The organism is Desulfosarcina ovata subsp. ovata (genome assembly GCF_009689005.1).
Classification (GTDB): domain Bacteria; phylum Desulfobacterota; class Desulfobacteria; order Desulfobacterales; family Desulfosarcinaceae; genus Desulfosarcina; species Desulfosarcina ovata.
This window is the reverse complement of sequence record NZ_AP021879.1, coordinates 4771716-4796534: the sequence shown is the minus strand read 5'-3', so window position 1 is coordinate 4796534 and position 24819 is coordinate 4771716. Positions and strand designations below refer to the sequence as shown.

The following is a 24819-nucleotide window of genomic DNA, read 5'->3' as shown; positions in this document are numbered from 1 at the left end:
GCCATAAAATTCACATAAATATTGACAATCGGTGTTTTTTCTGTAATTCAAGATGGTATGTATATCCGACGAACAACAATTAAGAGCAAAAAAGATGGCGAAACATATTTCACTCATCGCCTTGTTGAATCAGTTAGAGTTGGAAATAAGGTGAAGCAGCGCACTATTATAAATCTCGGTAAAAATTTTCCTTAAGTATTTTTGTCAGCAGCCGACATAGCCCAATAGATGACCGGCCGCGGCTGTCATCCGGCAGTTCGGGGATCGGCCCATAAAAAAACAGTCGCCTGGAAGGAACCGATTATGCAAAGGATTTCGGCTCGGATACTATTCCCAGCAGCCATCGCCACAACAATCTTCTCGATCATTCTTTTTTTCGTCGCCGGCACCACCATCAATGGACTGGTGGCCCGCAACCTGGATCGGATTGCGCGGTCAAAAGTAGCTGACATCACGATCAGTAAAGATCGCATCGCCGGCAAAATGCTTTCCCTCGCCTCCCTTTTCAGTCAGTCGGAAGCGGTTATCCATGCCTATGAAACCGCGTACCAGGGCAATCTGAACGATTCCGACGATGAACAAATGGAGTTGGCCCGCCAGCAGCTTCGGGATCATCTCAATAGTTTTGCAAAGGGATACAAAGCGATCCATGACGGCAACCCGCCACGCATCCATTTCCACGTTCCGCCGGCAAGAAGTCTGTTGCGGGTCTGGAAAAACGGTCAGAACAAGAGCGATGACCTGAGCAGCTTCCGCAACACGGTGGCAACCATCAGTCGTGGCGGCCACACGCCCATCACCGGAATTGAAATCGGACGCGGCGGATTTGCCATTCGCGGAATCGCACCGATCGTTGATGGTACCGGAAAATACCTGGGATCCGTGGAGTGCCTGTCCTCATACGATCCGCTGGTGAAATACAGTGTCAGCACCAACACGGAGTATATCGCCGTGTATATGAACAAGGACTATCTGCCCATTGCCACCCGGCTTCAGGATCCTTCCAAAAACCCCATTGTCGGAAACCGGTTTGTTTTCGTTTCGTCAACCCATTCACAGCTGACTGATTCTATTGTTTCAGCGGATCTATTGGATCGCGGCCGATCCGAAATGCAATCCACAAGGGTTGGCGATTACTTCACCACCGTATTTCCGATCAAAGACTTCAGCGGAAAGCAGATCGGTGTCATGGCCTATGTCTACAACGCCGGCGAATTCTACCGGACGGTGGGAAAAATCCAATGGGGCATCGTCGCGTTGTGCGTGGCCCTGCTGGTCGCCATCATTACGCCGCTGGTTTTCAGCGTCCGGTCGGTGGTCGCGCCAATTGCCCGAACCATCGCCATGTTGAAGGACATCGCTACGGGAGAAGGGGATCTGACCAAGCGAATGGAGGTTTTGCGAAAAGACGAAATCGGCGAACTGGCCGGATGGTTCAATACGTTTCTGGACAAACTGAACGCCGTTATCGTCAAGCTTGCCGACAACGCCTGCACCGTCGAGCGTTCAGCCAGCGACTTTGATCACATTGCCGGGCAGTTGTCGCAAAGCGCCGGTGAAACTTCCGGCCGTGCTAACAATGTTTCCGCCGCTGCTGAAGAGATGAGCGCCAACCTGAACTCGGTTGCCGCCACCATGGAAGAATCCGCGACCAATATTTCAATGGTGGCGACATCATCGGAAGAGATGACCGCAACGATCAATGAAATCGCCCAGAATGCCGAGAAGGCCAGGTCCATCGCAGAACAGGCGGTCCGCAAAGCCGGCGGTGCTTCCGACCAGATGAACACTCTGGGGCAGGCGGCTGTGGATATCGGCAAGGTTGTCGAGACGATCACGGAAATATCCGAGCAGGTCAACCTCCTGGCACTGAACGCCACCATCGAGGCCGCCCGCGCCGGCGAGGCCGGCAAGGGGTTTGCCGTGGTGGCCAACGAAATCAAGGAACTGGCCAAGCAGACATCGACCGCCAGCCTCGAGATCAGGCAGAAAATCGAGCACATCCAAAACAGCACTGATGGAACGGTGAAAGGGATAGACGAGATCTCGGAAGTCATCAACGATGTTAACTCAATTGTGGAAACCATCGCGACGGCGGTAGAAGAGCAATCGTCGGTGACCCGTGAAATCGCCAGTAATATTTCTCAGGCGGCAAAGGGTGTCCAGGAAGTGAATGAAAACGTCAACCAGAGCTCCCTGGTGTCCACGGAAATTTCAAAGGACATCACCGTCGTCAACCAGAGCGCCGGTGAAATCGCCACCAGCAGTGATCAGGTGAAACTGAGCGCCGAAGACCTGAAACGCATGGTGGCGGAACTCAACGCCATCGTGGGCAGTTTTAAAATCAGTCGGGAATGCATATAGGTTTTCTTGGGCGAATCGATTTTTCCCACACCCGGATCATGCGGCTGCTTCACTCCCAATCTGGGAAGATGATCCGGTTATCCGTCGGTCATGGACGAATAGACGGCATCGAACTCAGCATCGATGCGAGAAAAGCCGTCAACCACCTGCGGATCGAAATGAATTCCATGCCCCTCCATGATGATGGTTCTGGATTTGTCGTGGTTGAAGGGCGACTTATAGGGGCGCCGGGCCCGCAAGGCCTCGTAAACATCCACAAGGGACATGATCCTGGCGCTCAGGGGGATGGCGCTGCCGACAAGACCGTCGGGATAGCCGCTGCCATCCCATTTTTCGTGGTGAAATCTGGCGATATCGATTCCCATTTGGACGAACGGATTGTTGGGGTACTGCTCGTAAACCGAGGCCAGGGTGTCCGCACCGATGGTGGTGTGGGTTTTCATGATCTCGAACTCATCCGGGGTGAGCGGTCCGGGCTTGAGAAGGATGGAATCGACGATTCCCACTTTGCCCAGGTCGTGCAGTGGACTGGCATGGAAGATACATTCGATGTATTCGGCGGTGATCGTGTCCGCAAAGGCATCTGTTTTGGACAGGGCGGTGGCCAGCAGACGGCACAAATGCTGGACGCGTTCGAGATGAAGGCCAGTGTCATCATCGCGGGTGTGTGACAATTTGGCCATGGCAAAAATCATCGCCAACTGGGAACGGTTGATCTCCTCGATCTGTTCGGCCACCCGCGTCTTAAGCTGAGCGTTGAATTGACGCATTACTTCGCGGGCCCGATGCAGTTGAAGATGGGTGTCGACCCGGGCATAGACCTCCTCCATCTGAAACGGCTTGGTAATATAGTCTACTCCGCCGATATTAAACGCCCGCACCTTATCTTCGGTATCGCTGATCGCGCTGATAAAAACGATCGGAATGTCCTTCAGCCCTGGAGTGGCCTTAAATACCTCACATACCTCGAAACCATTCATTTCCGGCATATTGATGTCCAGGAGGATCAAGTTCGGTCGCTTTCGCTGCGCCGCCGCAAGGGCCATCTTGCCTCGCGGGAAGGCAGCCACACCGTATCCCTTTTTCCTTAGCAGGGCACTCAGAATCTGAAGATTCGCAGGGGTGTCATCGACAATCATTATGGTTTCAGGATCCATGGATAGCCTCTTGTATCTTGGCTGTTCATCAATCGGCGACCGGCTCCGCTTCAACCGGCAGTGCCGGCATCAGCAGTTCCAACAACGCCATGTACTCATATCGTCTGGCCAGGTTGCTCAGGCGGTCTTTCAATCGACTGTCGACGTTTGCCACCTGAGCGACGAGCGATTCAAACGCCGTCATATCACCCATCTCGACAGCATTTCTGAGTGCTTCACGCAGGTCCTCGGGCAGTGTCGACGGCGCTGATTCGATAGAATGGGCATCGGCTCTGGGATCGTCAATCGGGGTCCTCCCGTAAGCATAGGCGATGTTGCACAAAAGTTTTATTTTGTTGAGAACTTCTCCGATTTTAAACGGCTTGGTCACATAATCGTCGGCCCCGGCGGCGGAGGCCTGGCGGCAGACCTCATCGGCGGTGACGCCGCTGGCGGTGACGATAATGATTCGGGTCCGCCATCCAGTGGACAACCGGCGTATCCGACGAACGGTTTCGTACCCGTCGATTCCCGGCAGTCGGACATCCAGCAAGACGACATCCGGCAAAAAGCCTTCAATCATCTCCAGCGCCAACTCTCCATTAGCAACGGCACGAGCGTCAAAGCCCACATCTTTTATCAATTTCTTGATCAGCTGCCGGCTGACCGGATCGTCCTCCACAATCAGGATTCGAATGGGCGGCTGGTCCGGCTGCAGGCCGGTTACCACCTGCTGCATGTCTGGGGGATCGGCCGCATCTTCATGACCTTGGCTCCTGCCCGCAGGAAAAGTCAACCGGAACACCGCCCCCTGATCGGTGTCGCTGCGCACCAATATTAGATCCCCCCCCATGCTCCTGGCGTAAGCTCGGCTGATGGAGAGCCCCAGTCCGGTCCCCCCGGCCACCCTTTGACCGCTGGCGGTCTGCTCAAATGCCTGGAACAAGCGTGGTTGCTCCGCAGGAGAAATACCACTACCGGTGTCGATCACCTCGATACAGACATTCCACCGCTCGAGGCCGTGGGGGGTGATCGTCGAACGTAGCGTGATGCCTCCCCGGACCGTAAACTTGACCGCGTTGGCCAAAAGGTTGACGATAATCTGGCGAACCTTTCCCTGATCGGCGATAAGCGTTCCCGGCGTGATCCCGAAACGCTCCATCTGGAGCGTGAGCCCCTTCTTCCGGCAGGTCAGCTGAAAGATCGCATGGATGTCATCGAGCAATCGGTCGATATTCATGCGGGCATTCTGGGCCTGGATGTGCCCGGCCTCAATCTTGGACATTTCCAGAATCCCATTGATCAGTTCCAGCAGGTGATCGCCGCTCCGATTGATCGTGCGTACCTGCTCGAGGTGCTCCCGGGAAAGGGAGGCGTCCTGCTGAAGCAACTGGGAATACCCGAGAATGGCATTCAACGGCGTTCGGATTTCATGGCTCATATTGGCCAGAAAAACACTTTTCGAGCGGTTGGCCGCCTCTGCCTCGGCGGCCAGCATTTCAGCCTGGACGATGGCCGATTTCAATTTCTTGTTGACACTTTTCAGCGCCTCCTCGGCGGCGATCCGGCTGCTGATATCGATGAAGCACTCCAGCAGTTTTTCGCGGCCATTGATCATGATGCGAGTGACCGTCTTGAGTACCGGCAAAGGGGTTCTGTCGTACTGGATCAGTACCCGGTCCGAACTGTCCACGGTCTGGCCGCAATCCAGGATCGGGCACTGTCCCACTTCGGCCGGACAGAGAAAACGGTGACATTGGTTGCCGACAATGGTCTCTTCACTTGTTCCGAACAGGTCGGCCGTCGTCGGATTGACCATCTCGATCAACCGGGTTTGCGCATCGACGATGACCAAGCCAACCGGCATATGCTCCATGAGAGTTCGCTGAATCAACTCCTTCTCAAGAAGTTCGGCCTCCATCTGTTTGCGTCCGGAGATGTCTTCTTTAACGGCGAGATAATGGGTGGTCTCACCATGCTTGTCGCGGATCGGTGAAATGGAGGCCGATTCCCAAAAGTATTCCCCGTTTTTACGCCGATTGTGCAGTTCTCCCGCCCACACCCGTCCGGCGGTGAGGGTCTGCCACATGCCGGCGTAAATCGACGGGTCCATGGTCCCGGCCTTCAGGATACGGGGATTCTGGCCAACCGCCTCTTCAAGGGTGTATCCGGTCTTCTCTACAAATTTGGGATTCACATATTCGATATTGCCGTCCAGGTCGGTAATCACTACGCTTGCCGGGCTCTGTTCCACGGCAATCGACAATTTGCGGGCGGTCTCCTCACTCTTTCTAAGGGCCGCTTCGGTACGCTTGCGCCTGGTAACGTCATGGAACGCCGTCACCGATCCGACCAGGCCGCCTTTCGTCCAGATGGGCCGACTGGCCACCTCGACGATCAAGATCGATCCATCCTTATGCTGAAACTGCTCTTCACCATCATAGGGTTGACCCGAGTTGACCATCTTGAAGAGGGGGCAATCCGCCTGATCCACAAATTGATTTCCCCCATGTTTGTGCAACCGCTCATGGATCGGCTGGTCGATTAGCTCATCGGATTCATAGCCCAGGATCTGACAGGCCGATGAGTTGATCCGAACGATCGACCCGTTTTGGTCAATCACAAAAATGCCTTCAGCCAGCACGTTGGTCATTATCTTCAGGTTGCGCTGTTCCAGGTCCAGCGCGGCGGTACGCCGGCGAAGCCCCATGATCAGCGCGGTGATCAATCCCAGGGCGGCCAGCACACCAATTGTAGAAATGAGGAATTCTTCCCAAAACGTGGCCAATACCCGGTCCTTCGAATAGGTGACCAGATAACCCGCGACGTTGCCGGCCACATCGGCCATGGGCATCAGGCAAACGGTGTAGTAACGATATCCGGTTGAAGCGCCGAGGGTAATGGGGGCGCCCCGGGACAAGGCGTCCTGCACCTGTGGATTGTACCGCAGACGTCGGTTGATGCTCGTTGCGTCGGCAGACAGGGGGGGCGGGCTCTCGGGCAGCAGGGCGTCGGCATCTTCCACGAGAAAATCCGGATGAATGGTTGCCGGCCGGTACAGCCACTGCTGTTCCGAAAAAATGAGTGGCAGGGTTCGTTCCCGGTTGAGCAGAAATCCATATTCCCAGTTGGGTGACAGGCTATCCATGGCATCACGGATGGCTTTGGTGGTCACACTGACCTCAACACTGCCGATATGACGCCCCTGCCAGGCGATCGGATAGACATAACGGAAACCGGAACGTACCTTGCCGGTTTCAAACCCATAAACCGGATGCTGTTCGGTATTGACGATACGGATCGAGGGGCGCAGCTCAAACAAGTTGTCGCCATACCGATCCGGCTTGTGAAAGCGCAGGTAGCTGGTCCCGTCAGCCTGGTGAAAATGAAGCTGCAGCAGATTGTTTGCCTTCATCGCCCTGTAATGAGAATAGAGCGCACGGTAGAGCCTGCCCTTGGCCCAGTCACGCTGCGATCCGACGTGTTCGATCCCTTCGGCAAAAATCTCGGTGATGTCGGGACGACAAACAATGTTCTTATAAAAGCTCTCCATGGCCAGCCGATACATTTCGACACTGGCCCGGTAGGTGGTGCCAATAATTTCCTGCTGATGTGCCAGGTAGCCGTTCTGTTTGGTCATCCGGTTATGGTGAAAAAAAAGGCCCAATCCGATGGTGACGAGCCCCAGCACACCAAACAGAAAAACCGGGCTTTCGGTCAGGCGACGGGTCCGCAGCGGCATTAGAAATTGCCCTCCTGGGGAATTTGGGTCTTACCCAGCAACTCCCTGACAATAGTATAATCCGCGTCGGATGCAGTTACTGCCCCATGACGGATATTGTCTCCCCAGGCGGAAAGCCGCGATTCGTCCTTGCCTTTTGGATCGAGGACGATAAGTTCCTGGCGGATACGGTCCATCATCGTCGGATCGAGGGTATGCCGATTTCCCACCAGGGCAAACCCGGGTAAAGGTGGGGTCTTGGCTACAATCTTCAGTCCCATATGCGTATATTTGCGGGCAATGGCACTCTTCAGCCCACCGGCATCGAACTCTCCCCGGACGACGGCCAGGGCGACGGCATCGTGTTTGCCCAGGTAGCGGTAAAGATTGTCAGCGAGGGATCCGCCGTGATTGCGCATCAAGCCACCCGTCGAAAGATACCCGCAGGTGGAAAGGGGCTGGGTCAGGGCAATCTGCCGGTCTCGGGACGAACCCGGATCGAATCCGGTATCCACAAACGTGACCAGTGAACAGGTGTATCTGGCCTCGCCGGAGGCTTCCTTGAAATGGACCAATGGTTCCGCACCGTCGAAAACCGTGCGCAGACGGACATAGGGCAATGGTCCCAGATAGGCCAGATCCACCTTTGACTGGCGGAAACGCTCCAATACATCCGCATAGTTGTCGCAATAATCGTAGACGATGGTTGCCCCGAGGCGTTGCTCCAGGTAAGCGGTCATGGGCCGGAACTGTTTGAGAACCGTTTCGCGATCCTGCATGGGCAGCGGGATGAAGCGCAGGGTTTCGGCAGATGCCATCGCAACGGCCGCCAGCGTGGTAATCCATATCGCGGCCAGTATGAAGATCGTCCTTTTGGTCATCTTACGAGAATTCCTCTCTCTTCCGATTCGAGGTGAAAAAAATTGGCTGTTATCTTTTATCGGCTGGCGTTGTTCAATCTTGACCGTTAATCATGGCTGGTGATCCGAACGCGGTTTTATGTTATTGATTGGATCGTCATGACACCCCTGTCCCCTCCTCCCATCGATTCGGCGCTGGCGATTACGGCGGTCCTGCCACGACTCAAAGCGGCACTCGCACGGCATTCCGCCGCGGTACAGGTGGCGCCTCCCGGTGCCGGCAAGACCACCGCCGTGCCCCTGGCCCTTTTAGAAGAAGAATGGCTTGCCGGGCAGCGCATCCTGCTGCTGGCTCCCCGGCGGCTGGCCGCCCGGACGGCCGCCCGGCGTATGGCTGCCATGCTGGGCGAACGGGTCGGCCGGACCGTCGGTTACCGGGTGCGCCTGGAAAGTCGGGTGGGACCGGATACGCGCGTCGAAGTGGTCACCGAAGGCGTGCTCACGCGCATGTTGCAGACGGATCCTTCGCTGGCCGGTGTGGGGCTGGTCATTTTCGACGAGTTTCATGAGCGCAGTCTGGATGCCGACCTGGGGCTGGCGCTTTGCCGTGACATTCAGGGGGTACTCAACGAGACCTTGCGCCTGCTGGTGATGTCCGCCACCTTGGACCCCGTGGCCGTGACCGGCCTGCTGGATCAGGCGCCGTTGATCCGCTGTGACGGACGGGCCTTTGCGGTGGAGACCCGTTATGCGGGACGGCCGGCAAACCGGCCGCTGGAACGAAGGGTGGTCGATGTGATCCGACAATCGGTGGCTGCCGGCGAGGGCAGTCTGCTGGTATTTCTTCCCGGCGCGCCCGAAATCAGGCGGGTCGACCGACTGCTCAACGAAGGAGGACTTCCGGCCGGATGGACCACCGCACCGCTTTACGGTTACCTTCCCCGGGACCGGCAGGATGCGGCCATCGCGCCGGCGCCACCGGGTTGTTACAAAATTGTTCTGACTACCGCCATTGCCGAAACCAGCTTGACCATCGACGGCATCGCTGTGGTGGTGGACAGCGGGCTGCAGCGGGCTGCACGATTCGATCCGGGAAGCGGGATGACCCGGCTGGTGACGCTGCCGGTCTCCCGGGCCTCGGCCGACCAGCGCCGGGGACGGGCTGGCCGAGTGGGACCGGGCATCTGTTACCGCCTCTGGACCGAGGCGACCCATCAGACCCTGCCCCCTTACAATCGACCGGAAATTTTGGATGCCGATCTGGCCGGCCTGTCCCTGGAACTGGCCGCCTGGGGCGTAAAGACACCCGATACCCTGGGATGGCTGGATCCCCCGCCAGCAGCCGCTTTCCAGGCGGCCAGCCGACTGCTGATGGATCTGGGGGCTCTGAATAAGGATGGAACCATCAGCCGCCATGGCCGGCAGATGGCCGAGTTGCCTCTGCACCCCCGCCTGGCGCATATGCTGCTCATGGCCAAAAAGGAGTCTATGGGTGGCCTGGCCTGCCGGATTGCCGCCATCCTGAGCGAACGCGATCCGTTCCATTTTGGCGGCCGGAAACGTGACGCCGATTTGAGACTGCGCCTGGCGGTGCTTCATCCCTCCGGCAAAGGCATCCTGCCATCGATTGACGAATGCACTCTGGATGCGGCGGCGACGCGGCGGATCCTGACCGTTGCCGCCATGCTCCAAAAACGACTGGGCGTCACCAAAACAAGCCCGCCCACAGGCGACCCCGGCCGCGTGCTGGGCTGGGCCTATCCCGACCGAATTGCCCAGCGCCGGGCGGGCACGTCGGGCCGTTTCCTGCTGGCCAACGGCCGCGGTGCGTACCTGAACCCATCCGACCCCTTAAGCGCCAGTGACTACCTGGTGGTTGCCCATCTGGATGGCGAGCGGCGCGAAGCACGCATTTTCCTGGCTGCGGCAACGGACCGACATACCCTTCTGAACCAGTTCGCCGACCACATTCACTGGCAGGAATCCGTTGCCTGGGATACCCGGCGGCAGGCCGTATCCGCCGGGCGCAAACAGAAGCTGGGGACGCTGGTCCTGGCCGACCGGCCGTTGACAGAGCCCGTCCCCGATCGCGTGTTGACCGCCATGCTCGAGGGCATTCGTGGCAATGGCCTGGAGACGCTTCCCTGGAACCGGCGCCTGCGAAATTGGCAGAGACGCATCCTGTTGCTGGCGCGCATCGATGCCGATGGCGGCCCCTGGCCCGACGTTTCCGATGCCGCCCTGTTCGGTACGCTGGAAGCGTGGCTGGCCCCGTACCTGGCCGGTATTGTGCGCCTCAAGCAGCTGACACCGGATATTTTTTCCAAAGCCCTTGGCAGCCAACTCACCTGGCGGCAGGGACGGTTGCTGGAAGAACTGGCGCCCAGCCACATCCTGGTCCCCAGCGGATCGCGTCTGCCCATCGACTACCGCCGTGAAATTCCGGTGCTGGCCGTAAGAATCCAGGAGATGCTCGGCAGCGCGGCCACCCCCGCCATTGCCAATGGGCGCATGCCGCTGATGCTGCACCTGCTGTCACCGGCGGGCCGGCCGGCCCAGATCACCCGCGATCTGGCCGGGTTCTGGCAAAACAGCTATGCAGAAGTGAAACGGGAGCTCAAGGGTCGCTATCCCAAGCACTACTGGCCGGACGATCCGCTTCAGGCCACCCCCACCGCCCGGGTCAGACCCAAAAAGCCGAATCAACAGTAGCCGGATAATCGACGGTATGGTATATTACTCACTTGGTACTGGCGGGGTTCGTATTTCTTCCGCTGTTGATGATTATGGGGAAGTAAGGGGGGAAACGCCGATGGCCCGATCCGTTCGATTTGTCGTCGTCTTTATCGCCACCGTACTGGCGATGGCCGGTTGCGCCACGCTTCATCCGGACTTCGAATCCCCGACGGTCAGCGTCAGCGCCATCCGTCCCCTGGCGTCGGAAAGCATCATGCCACGATTCGAAATCGACCTGCACATTATCAATCCCAACCGGTCACCCCTGAAGCTTCAGGGAATCGCCTACAGCCTGAGCCTGGAAAAATACAAGATTTTGACGGGTGTCGCCAATGATCTGCCAATTATCGACGGGTATGGGGAGGGCGATGTCACGCTGACTGCCGCCACCAACCTGATGAGCAGCATCCGTTTTTTTGCCGATTTGGTCAACACGCACAAAGATGCCATCGCCTATGTGCTCGAAGCCAAGCTGGACCTTGGTGGGCTGCAACCGGCTCTGCGCATCCATGAGGAGGGAGAGATTGATCTCACCGAGGCGACCCGGTAGTCCTCCCCCCCACCGCAGCGTTCATCAGCGGCCACCGAACATTGCCAGCGCCTCTTTAACGATCTCTTCTGCACAGTCCCGATCCCCTTCGAAATGCAGTTGCCCGCCGTTGATCGAAAAACTGACTCCGCAATTGTATTTCCCCGCAACGCTGTTGAGGATTTTACGCAGAATTTCGCCATTCGTGTTGATTGTGTTGATCGCTATCATGGTTCTTAACTCCTATCTTTTTCTTCCAATTTGTTGTTCTGAACAGTATTTATCCAAACATCGTGCCAGCCTGCATATGGCGGAATTTTTAAACGCAATTTCAGTGTGATAAAAAAATCACGGTTTTTCCCAAAGCCCTAAAAAGCGACAAAATTGTTGTTTGTGAAGATTTCATCTTCGTTTTTGTACTTTTTTTTCAGTGCCTCATTGAGACGACGCTGCGGAGCGATGGTGATCATCGCCGGCGTCCAAAATCGGTACCTACCGATAGGCAACTGCATCCGCTCTTGACCTGAAAGTAACGAAACGGTAGATTGAAATCAGCGATATCCGCCCGGAACAATTATGTTTCACCATAAATCGATATTCTCATGACGATGAAAACAGACTTTGCACCAGCCGAACGACTGGAACCCAGTGCATTGGCCGTCGAAATCAACGCCGCCGTGGTCAATCCGGTCATCGACGGCCTGTTGAACACGGTCAGCGGCCTTCTGGCCGTTCTCAACACCCACCGGCAGATTCTGGCCCTGAACCATTCGTTTCTCAACCTGCTGGGTATCGATGATCCGGACCAGGCCCTGGGGCTTCGGCCGGGAGAGGCCCTGAGGTGTATTTACCATACGGCCAACCCGGCCGGGTGCGGCACCTCCGCTTACTGCGCTACCTGCGGGGCAGCAATCGCCATGGTGGCCTGCCTGGAGGACAACGCACCCAGTGAAAAGGAGTGCGCCATCCGGGTCAACAAAAATGGCCGGGAGAAGGACCTGTTTCTGCGTGTCCGCGCCTGTCCCATCAAGGTCGGCTCGCAACGCCTGATCCTGCTGTTTCTGCAGGACATTACCCACGAACAGCAGTGGGAGGCCCTGGGACGGGTTTTTTTTCATGACCTGAGCAATATTATCTATGCGCTGGTGGGCAGCAGTGAAATGCTCCTTGATCAGGTCTCCGACACGAATCGTGACCTCGCCTCCCGGATTCACCGGCTCTCCCTGCGAATGGCCCGGGAGGTGCAAATGCAAAAGCACCTCAATCAGATGGCGGATGCCGACTACCAGCCCACTATCCAGCCGTTGACCGTGGGCCGGATATTTCAGGAGCTCGAGACTATTTTTGCCAACCACCCGGCAGCCCGGCGCAAGGAAATCGTTGCCGAACAGACGACCGATGACACATCGTTCAAATCTGATTTTTTCCTGGTGGTGCGGGTGCTGACCAACATGGTCACCAACGCCCTGGAGGCCACGGATGAAGGCCGTACCGTCAAACTTTGGGCCGATGCCGATTCCGGCCACGTCTCGTTTTACGTGTGGAATCATCAGCCTGTTGCCGATAGCGTCGTCAAACGCATCTACCAGCGCAACATCAGTTCCAAGGCTGCATCCGGTCGGGGGTTGGGGACCTATTCAATGAAACTGTTCGGCGAGCGGTTTTTACACGGCAGCGTCGACTTCACCACATCGGAAAATGAAGGCACCACATTTTGTTTCCGTCTTCCCCGATCACCGGCGTCGGGCCTGCCGACCCCGTATCCGTCAGCAGCCCGCCCGCGTGATTGTTGATTGAGGATCTGAAATGCTGAATGAAAAGTTTGTCATCACGATTGAAGTGGTCCCTCCGGACGGGCCGGATCCGTCCGAACTTCTGAAGGCCCTGGGCAAACTGGCCGATCTCGCCTTCTATGGATTCAGCGTGGCGACCAACCCGGTGGCCAAACCCCGCATGAGCGCCATGGCCCTGTGCGCCTTGATCCAGCGCCATACGGGCAAACCGGCGATTCTTCACCTGACGACCCGTGATCACAACCGGCTCAGTCTTCAGGGGGAGTTGTGGGGTGCCCGGGCTCTGGGACTGCAAACGGTTATGGTGGCCACCGGTGATTTCGTGGCCCTGAAGGATCGGCACCACACCACCACGGTCCGGGATGCCGATGTGTATGACCTGGTGGGGATGGCCCGCGAAGCCGGTTTTAAGACCGGTGTGGTTTTCGACACCCACCCCGAGAGCAACGGCCTGCCTCAGGCGGTCGGGCACCTGAAACGGAAAGTCGACGCCGGTGCCCAGTTTGCCGTCACCCAGCCGGTTTACGATGACGCCGGCGCCGATGCCATCGCCAAGGCCACCGCGGATATCAATATCCCTATGATCATGGGCATTTTGCCTTTGCGCACCCCCCGGCATGCGGAATTTCTGCACAGCCGGGTGGCCGGCATCGCCGTTCCCGAGACGCTTCGGCACCGCATGCATGCCGCCGCCGATCCCGTTGTCGAAGGGGCGGCCAATGCCCGGGAAATGCTGGCCATTGCCAGGCAGCGATTCGCCGGTGCCTGCATCATGCCCCCGTTTGATCATTACGAAGTCCTGGACGAGATCTTATGATGGGATTCCAATGAACACTATCCTGATTGTCGATAATGATAGCATCGTATTGCAGACCTTCGCCGGCCTGCTGAAAAGTCAGAGTGCGTTTTTGCGAATTTTTTCTGCGGCAAGCATCCCGGCAGCCTTCGACATTCTGCAGACCACAACGATCAAGGTTTTGATTACCGGTCTGCACATGCCTGAGGTGGAAACCTTTGAACTGCTGACGCAGGCAGCCGAAACGTATCCGCACCTTCGCATCTTCGTCATGACGAACAATGCATCGGCCATGTTCCGCACCAAGGTGAAGCAGATGGCATCCGTGGTCCATTTTGATCATGCCCTGGATATCAGCATGCTGCCCAAGCGGCTGTTTACCGAACTGCAAATCGACTATGGCGGTCAACTGCGCGGAATCGGCCTTTCCTCTTTTCTGCAGATGATGGAGCTGGAGGGGCGCTCCTGTACCCTGCAGGTCACGGCCAAAGGCAAAAGCGGCAGCATTTATATTTCCCATGGCAAACCAGTGGCCGCCAAAATGGGGCTTCTGTCCGGCAAACCCGCCATCCTGCACATCCTCACCTGGGAAAATGTACTGATCGACATTGATTACGCCACCGTGGAATTTGAACAGGAGATCTCTACACCGCTGATGAACCTTCTGCTGGAGAGCGGTCGCATCGTGGACGAGAAACAGAGTCAGCGGGTCAACCTGAGACAACACGGCCGGTATGACTGTCTGGTGGGGGTGGATTACGACATCAGTGACTGGACCTATCAATGTTCCATGCGCGACATCAGTGAAGGCGGTGCCTATATCGAAACCGGGCACCCCGTCAAAGTCAACCAGCGGCTGATCATGTCGCTCTCCTCCCCCGTTCTGGAACGGACCTGCACGATCCATGGAACGGTGGTGCGACGCGATGCCACCGGCGTCGGCGTGCGATTCGATGAACTGAGCCTGCAGCAGAAACAGGTAATCCGCTCTCTGATAGAAACCCGCTGCACACCGATTCCGGCCGCATCCAGATAAAGTTCCCCGGACCCGTCTGGTGTTTTTGAATCATGGGATAGGGCAGGCGACGGTCCGTCACAAAACGGTATTTGCTAGCTATGTCCCAGCATGGTCCAATTGATCGGTTTGGATACGAAGTCATTGGCCCCGGCGTCAAAGGCCCGTTCGATGGAACCGGCGTCGTCCAGGCCGGTGACCATAAGAATCTGGGTGTACCGTCCGCCGGGCAACTTGCGCAGGGTGGTGCAGGTTTCGAAACCATCCATTCCCGGCATGACCAGATCGAGCAGAATCAGATCTGGCCTGTGGGCCACGAAAAGGTCCAGGGCCACTGCGCCGCCGTCGGCGTCAAGGACATCGAAGCCGGCCTTTTTCAAAGCGGCACTCATGAACAGCCGCAATGACGGATCGTCGTCCACCACCAGTGCTTTGGGCTTCGGGTTGGGATCACTGTCCATCATCATACGGCGTCGATCTCTCCTTCCAGGATTTTTTTTACGCTTTCGTATTCATTGGTAATGGCTGCCACCAGCAGAGCGGCATCTTGTGTGGAATTTTGTTTAGACGACGTCTCCAACTCCCGGCAATATTCACTCAACTGCATCGCCCCCACATTGGCACTGCTGGATTTGAATCGGTGGGCGAGAAAAGCGATACGTTGAGCATCCTTTTCGGCAGCAGCCGAGGCCAGTTGGCCGACCAGTTCGTTGGATCCGTCCAGGTATGTCCTTACGATGCGTTTGAGAAAATCCGGTTCTCCCTCGATCTGAAGCGCTTTAAGGGTGTAAAGGACGCTTTTGTCGACCGGATGGGCGCTATTTTCGCCGTTGCCCCGGACCGGTTGCTCCAGGACAGGCCGGCTTTCCGGCGGTGAAGCCACCGGTGTGCCGGCATCTTTCGGCCGTTTGCTGTGCCACCGCTCGATCATTTCCAGAATCGTTTTGGCGTCAAACGGCTTGCTCATATAATCGTCCATGCCCGCCTTCAGGCATTTCTCCCTGTCGCCTTCAAGGGCATGGGCGGTCAGGGCAATGATGGGGGTGTATCGATGGTCGGATTTTTCCCGTTCAAGGCGCCGGATTTCCGCCGTTGCCTGATACCCGTCCAGTACCGGCATTTGGCAATCCATAAAAATCAGATCGTAGTCGTGGTAACGGACGGCGTCGAGCGCCTCGCGGCCATTGGCGGCCAATACGACCCGACAGCCATGGCTCCTGAGCATTCCCATGGCGACTTCCTGGTTGGTGGGGTTGTCTTCCGCCACTAGGACCTTCAGGTCCAGGTGGCGTTTCTCTTCGGCAAGCGTATAGTGGGTCACCAGCGGCTGGTCGGTACCGCTCCCGCGGCCACCGAGGACGCGGATCAGGGTAAAGAAAAGTTCGGATTGACGTACCGGTTTGGTCAGATAGGCGGAAATCCCGCGGCGCCGCGCTTCACTGGCGTCGCCCCGCAATCCCACCGAGGTCAGCATGACCAGCGGGGTGTGGTCAATGGCCGGATTGGACTTGATCTCCTGGGCCACGGTCATGCCGTCCATTTCAGGCATATCCATGTCCAGCAGCACCAGATCAAACGGCTGGCCCTTCCCCTGGGCCGCCACCAGCAAACGGATTCCGTCGATCCCGCTGGGCGTGCTGTCTCCCCACATGCCCCATGAAGCGGTCTGGTTCAGCAGTATATCCCGGTTGGTGGCGTTGTCGTCAATGATCAGTGTCCGGCAGCCTTTCAATACCGCCACATCGTCAGCGGCCCCGGGTGACATTTTTTCCGGACTGCGTTTCATTTCAATGGAAAAGAAAAAGTTCGAGCCCTCCCCCGGCGTGCTCTCGCAGTCCAGGGTGCCGCCCATCAGGGCGACGATTTCCGAAGAGATCGCCAAACCCAGGCCGGTGCCACCATAATTCCGGGTCGTGGACCCATCGGCCTGGGAAAAGGGTTTGAAAAGCTTCTGACGATCGACATCGGCGATACCGATACCGGTATCCCGTGTGGAGATATCCAGTTTAACCCTATTTCCCGATTGCTGTGTGGTCTTCAAATCGACCACAACTTCGCCTTCGTGGGTAAATTTGATGGCATTGCCGACCAGATTGGTCAACACCTGGCGCAGGCGGGTGGGGTCGCCTTCCAGATAGACGTCGGTATCATCGGGGATGATCGCGGCCAGTTCGATTCGCTTGGCATGGGCCCGTGACGCCAGCAGTTGGATAACGTCGTCCACAAGCATGCGCAGATCGAAAGAGATGGTTTCGAGCTGAAATTTCCCGGCTTCAATTTTTGAGAAGTCAAGGATGTCGTTGATGATGCTCAGCAGCGATTCGCCCGATTTCTGAATCGTCATTGCGAAACGTTGCTGTTCGCCGCTAAGCTGGGTCTGCAGCATCAGGCCGGCCATGCCCAGCACGCCATTCATCGGGGTGCGGATTTCATGACTCATGTTGGCCAGGAACTGGGATTTGGCCCGGTTGGCCGCTTCTGCGGACTCCTTGGCAACCGCCAGGGAACTGACCGTCGCCTCCAGTTCCTCCTTGGCCGCGGTAAGGTCTGCCGTTCGCAGTTGCACCCGCTCCTCCAACTCGGCACTGTAGGCTTTGAGGTCCTGGTCGCGCTGCTGGATCTCGCTGATCATATCATTGAAACGGTCGATCAGGATGCCGAACTCGTCATTGCTCTCTCTGGCAACGCGCACGGCGTAGTTCTTCTCGCTGATAACGGTGTCGATGGACTGCATCAGGCCAAACAGGGGGGCGGTGAAAATCTTTTGCAGCTTTGCCGAGACCACGAGGACGATGATGAGGGTCACCAACACGGTGGAAGAGATGACCCGGTAGAACGTGTTCAAGCGCTCGTGCATTTGCGCCATGTTATTGACCAACTGAATCGCCCCCACCACCTTCTGGTCCACGGTCACCGGTCGAACCACATGCACGTTTCCGTCCTCGTAAAAGACGGTTCCGCCATTGCGCATCAGCCGGTTGAGGCGAATGTGAGGATCGGAATCCTGCCGGACAAAGGCTGACGCATAAAGGGCCAGGCCCTTGCTTCCGGTGCTGAACTGGCTGAAGATGGAACCGTCCTTGTTGTAGAGAATGGCCGCGGTGATTTCCCGTTTGGCAGCCAGGGATGAAAGATCCTTTCCGGCGGTTTGCGGGTCGTTGAACAAAAGGGCCGCACCGCTGTTTCGGGCGACCATGTCGGCCATGGAGCGCAGTTCGCTGATCAGGTTTTCACGGGTGCTCAGGCGTTCATTGTAAATCATCGCCGAGGCGACCAACAATGCTGTCAGGATTGACGTCAGACTGAGCAAAATGATGAGCTTGTCCTTGATCGAATAGAATCGTGACGGCTTTTTTTTAAAAGGTATGCCCTTCATCAATCACCCAAAACAATCGCCAACTGCAATCCCCAACAAATCCGCGATGGGCATTTCTGTGCATGCTTTCCGGCGGGATGCGGAAAGCCAATATTGGCCAAAATATCGGCCCGAATCGGATGGACTTTAGATATTTGGACAATGGGCGGTGGCCCGGCGAATTCCGCAGATCAAGATGTCGGGGTGGGTCGGGGGGTCACAACTTGCCGGAACGGATGATCGAGAAGACCAGCCACAATCCCAGGACCGTGGCGATGACGTAGCCGCTGATGCCCAGAACATCGGTGACCGATAAGGTCTGGACGCCGAAGAAATCGATCTCGAAGACAAGGATCTTGCGGCTGGAGTTGAGAATCAGGGCGGCGGCGATGAGGGAAGCGGCGGTCACCAGTCCCAGGGTCAGGCGGTTGATGCTGTTTTCAAATTTTCGGGTGGGCTCGTCGAGCCCGGCGTGGGAAATTTCGAACTGGGGCGCCTCAATGGCCAGGCGCTTGAACAGGCCGTGGGCCAGCTGGGGTACCTGGCGCAGGTACCCGCCGAACAGTTTGGCATCGCGGCCCATGTTTTTTATTACCTTGTGGGCCTCGTACCCCTTTTGCAACAGGCGTTTGGCATAAGGCCGGGTCACTTCCAGCAGGCTGGCCTCCGAGCCCAGAATCTTACCCAGGGCTTCGGTCTGGATAAAGGTCTTGAAAAGCAGCAGCAGGTTGCGCGGCAGGCGGATGCGATACTTGAACACCAGGCGCATCACCTCGTCGTAGACATCCTTTACCGAAATGGTTTTCAGGGAACGACCGTAAAACGGTTCGGCCATGTCCTTGAGATCCGCGCGGAAACTTTTCAGATCCATATTGCGCGGGTTGACCAGCCCGGCGGCCTCGAAGGCCTCCATGACCATGTCGTAGTCGTGTTCGGAAAAGCCCAGGAAAAGGTGCGCGATCTGCATCATGGTCTCTTCGTCCAGATAGCCCACGATGCCGAAATCCACCAGGCTGACACGGCCGTCGCGCATGACCAGGGTGTTGCCCGGATGGGGGTCGGCGTGGAAGATGCCGGCCTCCATGAGCTGCCGGGAAAAGGAGCGCAGCCCGATCATGGCCACCTCCTCGGGATCGATGCCCTGATTGCGGATCTCCTCCACATGGTCCATCTTGATCCCATCGATATGCTCCATCACCAGCACCGAGCGGGAGGTATGGTCCCAGTGCACCCGGGGGATATAGATCTCTTCGACATCCTTGAAGCTGCGGGCAAAACGCTCGATATTCCCGGCCTCGACGAGCATGTCCAGTTCGCGGAAAATGCTGCGCTCGAACTCCTTGACCAGGTTGACGGCGCCGATGATCCGGCCCAGATCAAAGGTCCGCTCGAACCGCGCGGCAAAGTAGTACATCACCTGGATGTCCTTGCGGATGCGCTTATCGATGCCCGGCCGGATCACCTTGACGGCCACCTTCTCGCCGGTCTTGAGGCGGGCGGCATGCACCTGGGCCACAGACGCCGCGGCCAGGGCCTCTTCGTCGATGCTTTCAAAAAGCTGATCCAGGGGCTCCCCCAAATCGGATTCAATCAGCGTGCGGATCGAATCAAAGGGGACCGGTGGAACCTGATCCTGCAGTTTGGTCAGTTCGTCGATATATTCCGGCGGAAAAAGGTCGCCCCGGGTGCTCATCAGCTGGCCCAGTTTGATAAAGCTAGGACCCAGTTCCTCCAGCGTCCGCCGGATACGCACCGGGTCGGGCAGGCCGGACCTGATCCGCGTACTGCCGCCGCCCTTCAGCCGGTCGGCGACCTCCCCCATGCCGTGTTTGATCAGCACGCGTGAGATGAGTCCGAAATGGCGGATGCCGCTGATGCGGCGGCTGGAAAAGGGAAACGGCATCAACAATCCTTTTGAGAAATGGCAACGATCAATCGTTGAACGTCAATGGATGCATGCAGGACCGATATGAATTCAATTTGGCAGACATCGGGTCTCTCCCCCAGGCTTAATCATCGTCTGCCGCGGTGTTGACCGGTTTCCATTTGCCGGCAATTTTTTTAAGCATGTATTCATCCGCGATATAGCTTTCCACCAGGCCGCAGTCCGCACACACGTAATTGTCCAGTGCCGCCATGGCCGTCAAGCTGACGGGAATCGAGTTGCTGCCGAAAGGCCCGCTTTTCAACGGCAGGTCGGCAGCGACATAAACGTTCGTTGATCCGCACTTGGGACACTTGCCCTGTTTCATGGGGTCTCCTCCCTTGTTTTTCCGGCGGGTTGATCGGTGGATGGATCTTTTGTGTTATGCCGCAATCCAGATGTGGTGTCAATGTCGATCAAAGACGGGCATGCGCAAGAAAGAATCAATGCCTGGTTCCCGTCTTTGCCACCATCCCTGGCCATCCTCTTTCTCGGCGAGTGCCTGGAGACCTTTCATCTGATGGGCATGGGGGTTGATTTTGGTTGGATTCGTCCTATAGCATTCAAGATAATGTTTTTGGGCTGCGTTATCGGTCGTCGCAGTATTACCATACGACTTCCTTCCTCCGGCCTTTCCAAAAACATTATCTTAAGCGCTATACAATTCGGTTCGGCCGGATTTCAGCTGCCGCTAACGGCCCGCCGGATCCGTTCCAGCGCCTCTTTCAGGACCGAACGCGGGCAGGCGATGTTGATGCGCTCAAAGCCTTCCCCTTCGGGGCCGAAAATGAATCCCTCGTCCGGGAAGATGCGCGCCTTTTCTAACATCAGGCGCTTCAATTCCAACGGGTCCAGGCCAAGTTGGCGGCAGTCCAGCCATACCAGGTAGGTCCCTTCGGGACGGATCACCCGAATTCCCGGGATGTGGGCATCGACATAGGCTTCGAGAAAATCCAGATTCGCCTCGATATAGGCCAGCACATCGTCCAGCCACGGCTCGCCTTCACGGTAGGCGGTTTCGCAGGCCACCACCCCGAAAGGATTGGCCCATTTGCCCATTCCGCAACTGTTTAGGGTCTGCTGAAAGCGCCGTCGCAGCGCCGGGTTGGGAATGATGATATTGGAAGTGTGCAGGCCGGCCAGGTTGAAGGTTTTGCTGGGGGCGGTGCAGACCACGGCATTGGCCGCCATGGCCTCGCTAATGGCGGCAAAGGGGGTGAACGTGGCGCCCTTGTATATCAAGTCGCCGTGAATCTCGTCAGCCACCACCAGCACCTGGTGCTTCAGGCAGATTTCGCCGATACGGGTCAGCTCTTCCCGGGTCCACACCCGCCCGACCGGATTGTGGGGGCTGCAGAGGATAAACAGGCTGACGGACGGATCGGCTGCCTTTTTTTCGAAATCGGCAAAATCCATGCTGTAGCGGCGGTCATTGAGAATCAGGGGGCTGGAAACAATCTCTGACCCGTTGGTTTCAATGGCACTGAAAAACGGGTAGTAGACCGGCTGCTGCACCAGCACTTTTTTTTCCGGACCGGCAAAGGTGCGCACCAGCCAGTTGACCGCCGGCACCACGCCGGGGGTGGAGAGGATCCAGTCCGGTTCGATGGCCCAGCTGTGACGCCGGGCCATCCATTCCACCACGGCCTGATCGTAGCTGTCCGTACGCAAGGTGTACCCGTAAATGCCGTGCCCGGCGCGCCTGACCAGGGCATCGATCACCGGCTGGGGCGCGGGGAAATCCATATCGGCCACCCACAGGGGCAAGAGGCGGTTTTCGCCGAAGTAGTTGTCGGTGGCGATCCAGCGCGACGGGTTGTCGGGGTCCTGGATGACGCCCCATTTGGCGGATTGGGTTCCCTGTCGGTCAATCTCCTGGTCAAAATCGGTTGCCATGATACGGGGGCGATCCTTTGGTTTGGATGGATGGTTGCGGAAGCACGCTTTGGGCGTTTTCATAACACCCAGCCCCGCTGTCGTCGATTGTTTTTTTTGTGCGGAAAGGATAGAACCATCGACGGCCGGAGTATGAATATGGTCAACGGGCCCTGCCACAACCGATATCATCACAGGACACCGCCATGCACGCAACACCCGCTGAAAACCGGCGACCCGAAACGGTCACCCCGCAAAAGGCCCTGGACCGCATCGAACCGGGCATGAATATCTTCCTGGGCACCGGCATGGCCGAGCCCCGTACCTTGGTCAGAGCGCTCATGGCGTCCGAGGCGTTCAACCTGCAGGATCTCACCCTGGTGCAACTGCTCAGTTTCGGCGATGCCATTTCCCTGGAGGCGCTTCATTCCAGCAAATACCGGCTGAAGACCTTCTTCTCCGGTTGGGTGGCCAGTGAGGCCATCACCGCCGGGGACGTAGACCTGATCCCCAGCCGCTTCTCGACCATCCCCAGGCTGATAAAAAACGGACAGGTGCCGGTGGATGCCGCCATCCTCCAGATCTCCCCGCCCGATGAAAACGGTCTTTGCTCTCTGGGCATTGCCGTGGATGCGGGCCGGCAGGTCATGGGGCAGGCATCCCTGATCATCGGAGAGATCAATGCCAACGTTCCGCGAACCTATGGCGATACTTTCGTCAATGTGGATGAATTCGACCTGCTGGTGGAAAGTGACGAAGCCGTGCCGCTGTTCCCCGTCCGGCCGGTGGAAGCGATTTTCGACCGGGTGGCCGCCCACGTGGCCTCGGTGATTGAAGACGGCAGTTGCCTCGGGTTCAGCGTCGGCCCTTTGTATGACGCTCTGTCGCGCCATCTGAAGGACAAGAAGCATCTGGGCATTCACTCCCCGTTTATCACCGACGCCGTCATGGAGCTGATTCGCAGCGGTGCCGTCACCAACCGGCGCAAGGCCACCTTTCGCGGCAAGTCCGTCGCCAGCTACGCCATGGGTTCGAAAGCGCTGATGCAATGGCTGGATTGCAACCCGATTGTCGAATTCCAGAGTATCGACAAGGTCTTCAATCCCCTTGAAATTGGTCGCAACGCCCGTTTTGTGACCATTTTCCCGGCCCGCAAGGTGGACCTTTCCGGGCGCCTTGCCATGCATACCGGCAAAGGCAGCATCATCTCCGGGCCGGGCCAGGCCATGGATTTTTTCAATGGTGCCGAAATCTCACCCGGCGGATTCACCATTTTCGCCCTAACCAGCCGCAATCTTAAGGGGGAAAGCAACATCCGCGTTTCCATCGAGGCGATGCCCAATCAGATGAACCTGCCCGATTCCGTGGATATGATCGCCACCGAATACGGCATTGCCGCACTATCGGCCAGAACCTTGCGCGAGCGGGCCCAGGCATTGATCGAAATCGCCCATCCCGAAGACCGGCCGGCGCTGGTGGAGAGGGCCAAGGCCCGGCATATCATCTACCCCGACCAGATTTTTCTCGAAGGCAGTGCCCACCTTTACCCCTCTGAAATATCGGAGCGGCACACCGTTGCAAACGGTACCACGGTCCGCTTCCGTGCCATCAAACCTTCCGATGAAGAGGAGATGCGGCGGCTTTTCTACCGTTTCTCGGACAAGGCCATCTACTACCGATACTTTGCACCGATCAAAACCATGCCCCATGCCCGGATGCAGACCTATGTCAATGTGGATTACCAGAATATCCTCTCGGTGGTGGGGCTGGTGGGGCCGCCCGGCAAGGGGCGGATCATCGCCGAAGCGCGCTTCGCCCGTCACCGGTCGAAACCCCATGTGGATGTTGCCTTTGTGGTGGACGAGAATTTTCAGAGGCTGGGAATCGCCACCCATCTCTATCGCATGCTGGCCCGCCTGGCCCGCCAGCGCGGTGCCCGGGCCATTACCGCCGACGTGCTGGCCACCAATCCGGCCATGCTCAAGGTGTTTGAAAAGGGGGACTATCCGGTGCGCAGCCGGCTGGAGGAGGGCGCCTACGCGTTGACCATCTCCCTGGTTCCGGAGGAAAAGATATAGACGCTGATGTTATCGCAATGCTCAGGGGACAGTCCAGCTGGCCTTCAGCCCGTCGGCATCCCATTGGAATCGCGCGCGGACATTTCCCGATGGACGCAGCTTCAGCCAGTCGATGAGGGCCACTTGGCCTTGGATGACGGCAAAATTCTTCCGTCCGGCATTGCTCTGCATCAATCTGGGCAGATCGTTGCGCAATCGCGCCGACAAGCCCGACGATGGCCGATCCAGCACAGATCCGGGCGGGCGTTCGGCGCAATAGCTAAGCCGGCTGAATCCCTTGACCCGATTCCACTGCGCCTCGGCCGTGGCGTCGTCGGTATGCACCGTGGCCGGCCCGGCGACCCGTACCTGCACCATTTTGCGGGGATGGTAAAACAGCCATTGGATGCTTCCGCACGCCTCGATCTCGGCAATTTTGGGAGAGCGCACGTCCGCATAACAGATCAGGCGCCGCCCCGCCTCGTCGGCCTGGCGCAGGATGACCGTTCTTACCCCGCACCCCGACGAATTTCCGCTGGCCAAGGCCGGCCGGTTAAACGGATCGGTGACGCGGGTAGCGCCCCGCGCGAGCATTGCCCATACGGAGACGAGAACGTGATCCAGGGAGTCTTTTTTTTGAGCCATTGGGGTAAACTCG

General features: G+C 57.5%; 17 protein-coding genes. 7 read left to right on the top strand and 10 right to left on the bottom strand.

Annotated features, from left to right (window positions below; genetic code table 11):
* The first annotated feature begins 303 nt into the window (after nt 1-303).
* Nucleotides 304-2364 carry a methyl-accepting chemotaxis protein gene (locus GN112_RS21170; protein WP_162459057.1) on the top strand — a complete coding sequence of 687 codons (2061 nt, stop codon included), beginning with the start codon at nt 304-306 and terminating at the stop codon, nt 2362-2364.
* 77 nt (nt 2365-2441) lie between these two features.
* Here the strand turns inward: GN112_RS21170 and GN112_RS21165 are convergent, their stop codons facing one another.
* From GN112_RS21165 to GN112_RS21155, 3 genes are read right to left on the bottom strand one after another with little or no spacing between them, the layout of a single operon-like run.
* Nucleotides 2442-3521: a response regulator gene (locus tag GN112_RS21165; RefSeq protein ID WP_155312039.1), complete on the bottom strand. Its 1080-nt coding sequence runs from the start codon at nt 3519-3521 to the stop codon at nt 2442-2444.
* Nucleotides 3522-3549: 28 nt separating this feature from the next.
* Nucleotides 3550-7242 carry a PAS domain S-box protein gene (locus GN112_RS21160; RefSeq protein WP_155312038.1) on the bottom strand — a complete coding sequence of 1231 codons (3693 nt, stop codon included), beginning with the start codon at nt 7240-7242 and terminating at the stop codon, nt 3550-3552.
* Complete coding sequence (locus tag GN112_RS21155) at nt 7242-8102, bottom strand: PhnD/SsuA/transferrin family substrate-binding protein (RefSeq protein WP_197743365.1); 861 nt, start codon at nt 8100-8102, stop codon at nt 7242-7244. Before GN112_RS21155 ends, GN112_RS21160 begins: the two co-directional genes overlap by 1 nt.
* 138 nt (nt 8103-8240) lie before the next feature.
* Between GN112_RS21155 and hrpB the strand changes: the two genes are divergently transcribed.
* Entirely contained in the window at nt 8241-10793 is a 2553-nt protein-coding gene (gene hrpB, locus GN112_RS21150; RefSeq protein WP_155312037.1) for an ATP-dependent helicase HrpB, read from the top strand.
* Between the two features lie 100 nt (nt 10794-10893).
* Entirely contained in the window at nt 10894-11367 is a 474-nt protein-coding gene (locus GN112_RS21145) for an LEA/WHy family protein (protein ID WP_155312036.1), read from the top strand.
* Between the two features lie 24 nt (nt 11368-11391).
* Here GN112_RS21145 and GN112_RS21140 read toward each other — a convergent pair whose 3' ends face one another.
* A complete protein-coding gene (locus GN112_RS21140) occupies nt 11392-11577 on the bottom strand; it encodes a hypothetical protein (RefSeq protein WP_155312035.1) in 186 nt (61 codons plus the stop codon).
* A 371-nt stretch (nt 11578-11948) separates the two neighbouring features.
* On the opposite strand from GN112_RS21140, the gene GN112_RS21135 reads away from it, so the two are divergent.
* Genes GN112_RS21135 through GN112_RS21125 form a run of 3 tightly spaced genes read left to right on the top strand, consistent with a single transcriptional unit; the run spans nt 11949 to nt 14971 of the window.
* Nucleotides 11949-13139 (top strand): PAS domain-containing sensor histidine kinase, encoded by a 1191-nt coding sequence (locus GN112_RS21135; protein ID WP_155312034.1) that lies wholly within the window; start codon nt 11949-11951, stop codon nt 13137-13139.
* Nucleotides 13140-13152: 13 nt separating this feature from the next.
* The gene (locus GN112_RS21130; protein ID WP_155312033.1) at nt 13153-13956 is read left to right on the top strand and encodes a methylenetetrahydrofolate reductase; all 804 of its coding nucleotides are present in this window, start codon (nt 13153-13155) and stop codon (nt 13954-13956) included.
* 10 nt (nt 13957-13966) lie between these two features.
* Nucleotides 13967-14971, top strand: a complete 1005-nt coding sequence (locus tag GN112_RS21125) for a PilZ domain-containing protein (RefSeq protein WP_162459056.1) — start codon at nt 13967-13969, stop codon at nt 14969-14971.
* A gap of 74 nt (nt 14972-15045) precedes the next feature.
* On the opposite strand, the gene GN112_RS21120 is transcribed toward GN112_RS21125, so the two are convergent.
* The 5 genes from GN112_RS21120 to GN112_RS21100 form a co-directional block, all read right to left on the bottom strand.
* Nucleotides 15046-15417 (bottom strand): response regulator, encoded by a 372-nt coding sequence (locus GN112_RS21120; RefSeq protein WP_155312031.1) that lies wholly within the window; start codon nt 15415-15417, stop codon nt 15046-15048.
* Nucleotides 15414-18326 carry a response regulator gene (locus tag GN112_RS21115; RefSeq protein ID WP_155312030.1) on the bottom strand — a complete coding sequence of 971 codons (2913 nt, stop codon included), beginning with the start codon at nt 18324-18326 and terminating at the stop codon, nt 15414-15416. Before GN112_RS21115 ends, GN112_RS21120 begins: the two co-directional genes overlap by 4 nt.
* Nucleotides 18327-18522: 196 nt before the next feature.
* Entirely contained in the window at nt 18523-20208 is a 1686-nt protein-coding gene (locus GN112_RS21110; RefSeq protein WP_155312029.1) for an ABC1 kinase family protein, read from the bottom strand.
* Nucleotides 20209-20314: 106 nt separating this feature from the next.
* Nucleotides 20315-20557, bottom strand: coding sequence for a hypothetical protein (locus tag GN112_RS21105; RefSeq protein WP_155312028.1), 243 nt, complete (start codon nt 20555-20557; stop codon nt 20315-20317).
* A 353-nt stretch (nt 20558-20910) separates the two neighbouring features.
* Nucleotides 20911-22125, bottom strand: a complete 1215-nt coding sequence (locus GN112_RS21100; RefSeq protein WP_155312027.1) for a MalY/PatB family protein — start codon at nt 22123-22125, stop codon at nt 20911-20913.
* 185 nt (nt 22126-22310) lie between these two features.
* On the opposite strand from GN112_RS21100, the gene GN112_RS21095 reads away from it, so the two are divergent.
* Nucleotides 22311-24182, top strand: a complete 1872-nt coding sequence (locus GN112_RS21095) for a bifunctional acetyl-CoA hydrolase/transferase family protein/GNAT family N-acetyltransferase (RefSeq protein ID WP_155312026.1) — start codon at nt 22311-22313, stop codon at nt 24180-24182.
* Between the two features lie 21 nt (nt 24183-24203).
* On the opposite strand, the gene GN112_RS21090 is transcribed toward GN112_RS21095, so the two are convergent.
* On the bottom strand, nt 24204-24806 hold the full coding sequence (locus GN112_RS21090) for a PNPOx family protein (protein ID WP_155312025.1): 603 nt from the start codon (nt 24804-24806) through the stop codon (nt 24204-24206).
* Nucleotides 24807-24819 lie beyond the last annotated feature (13 nt).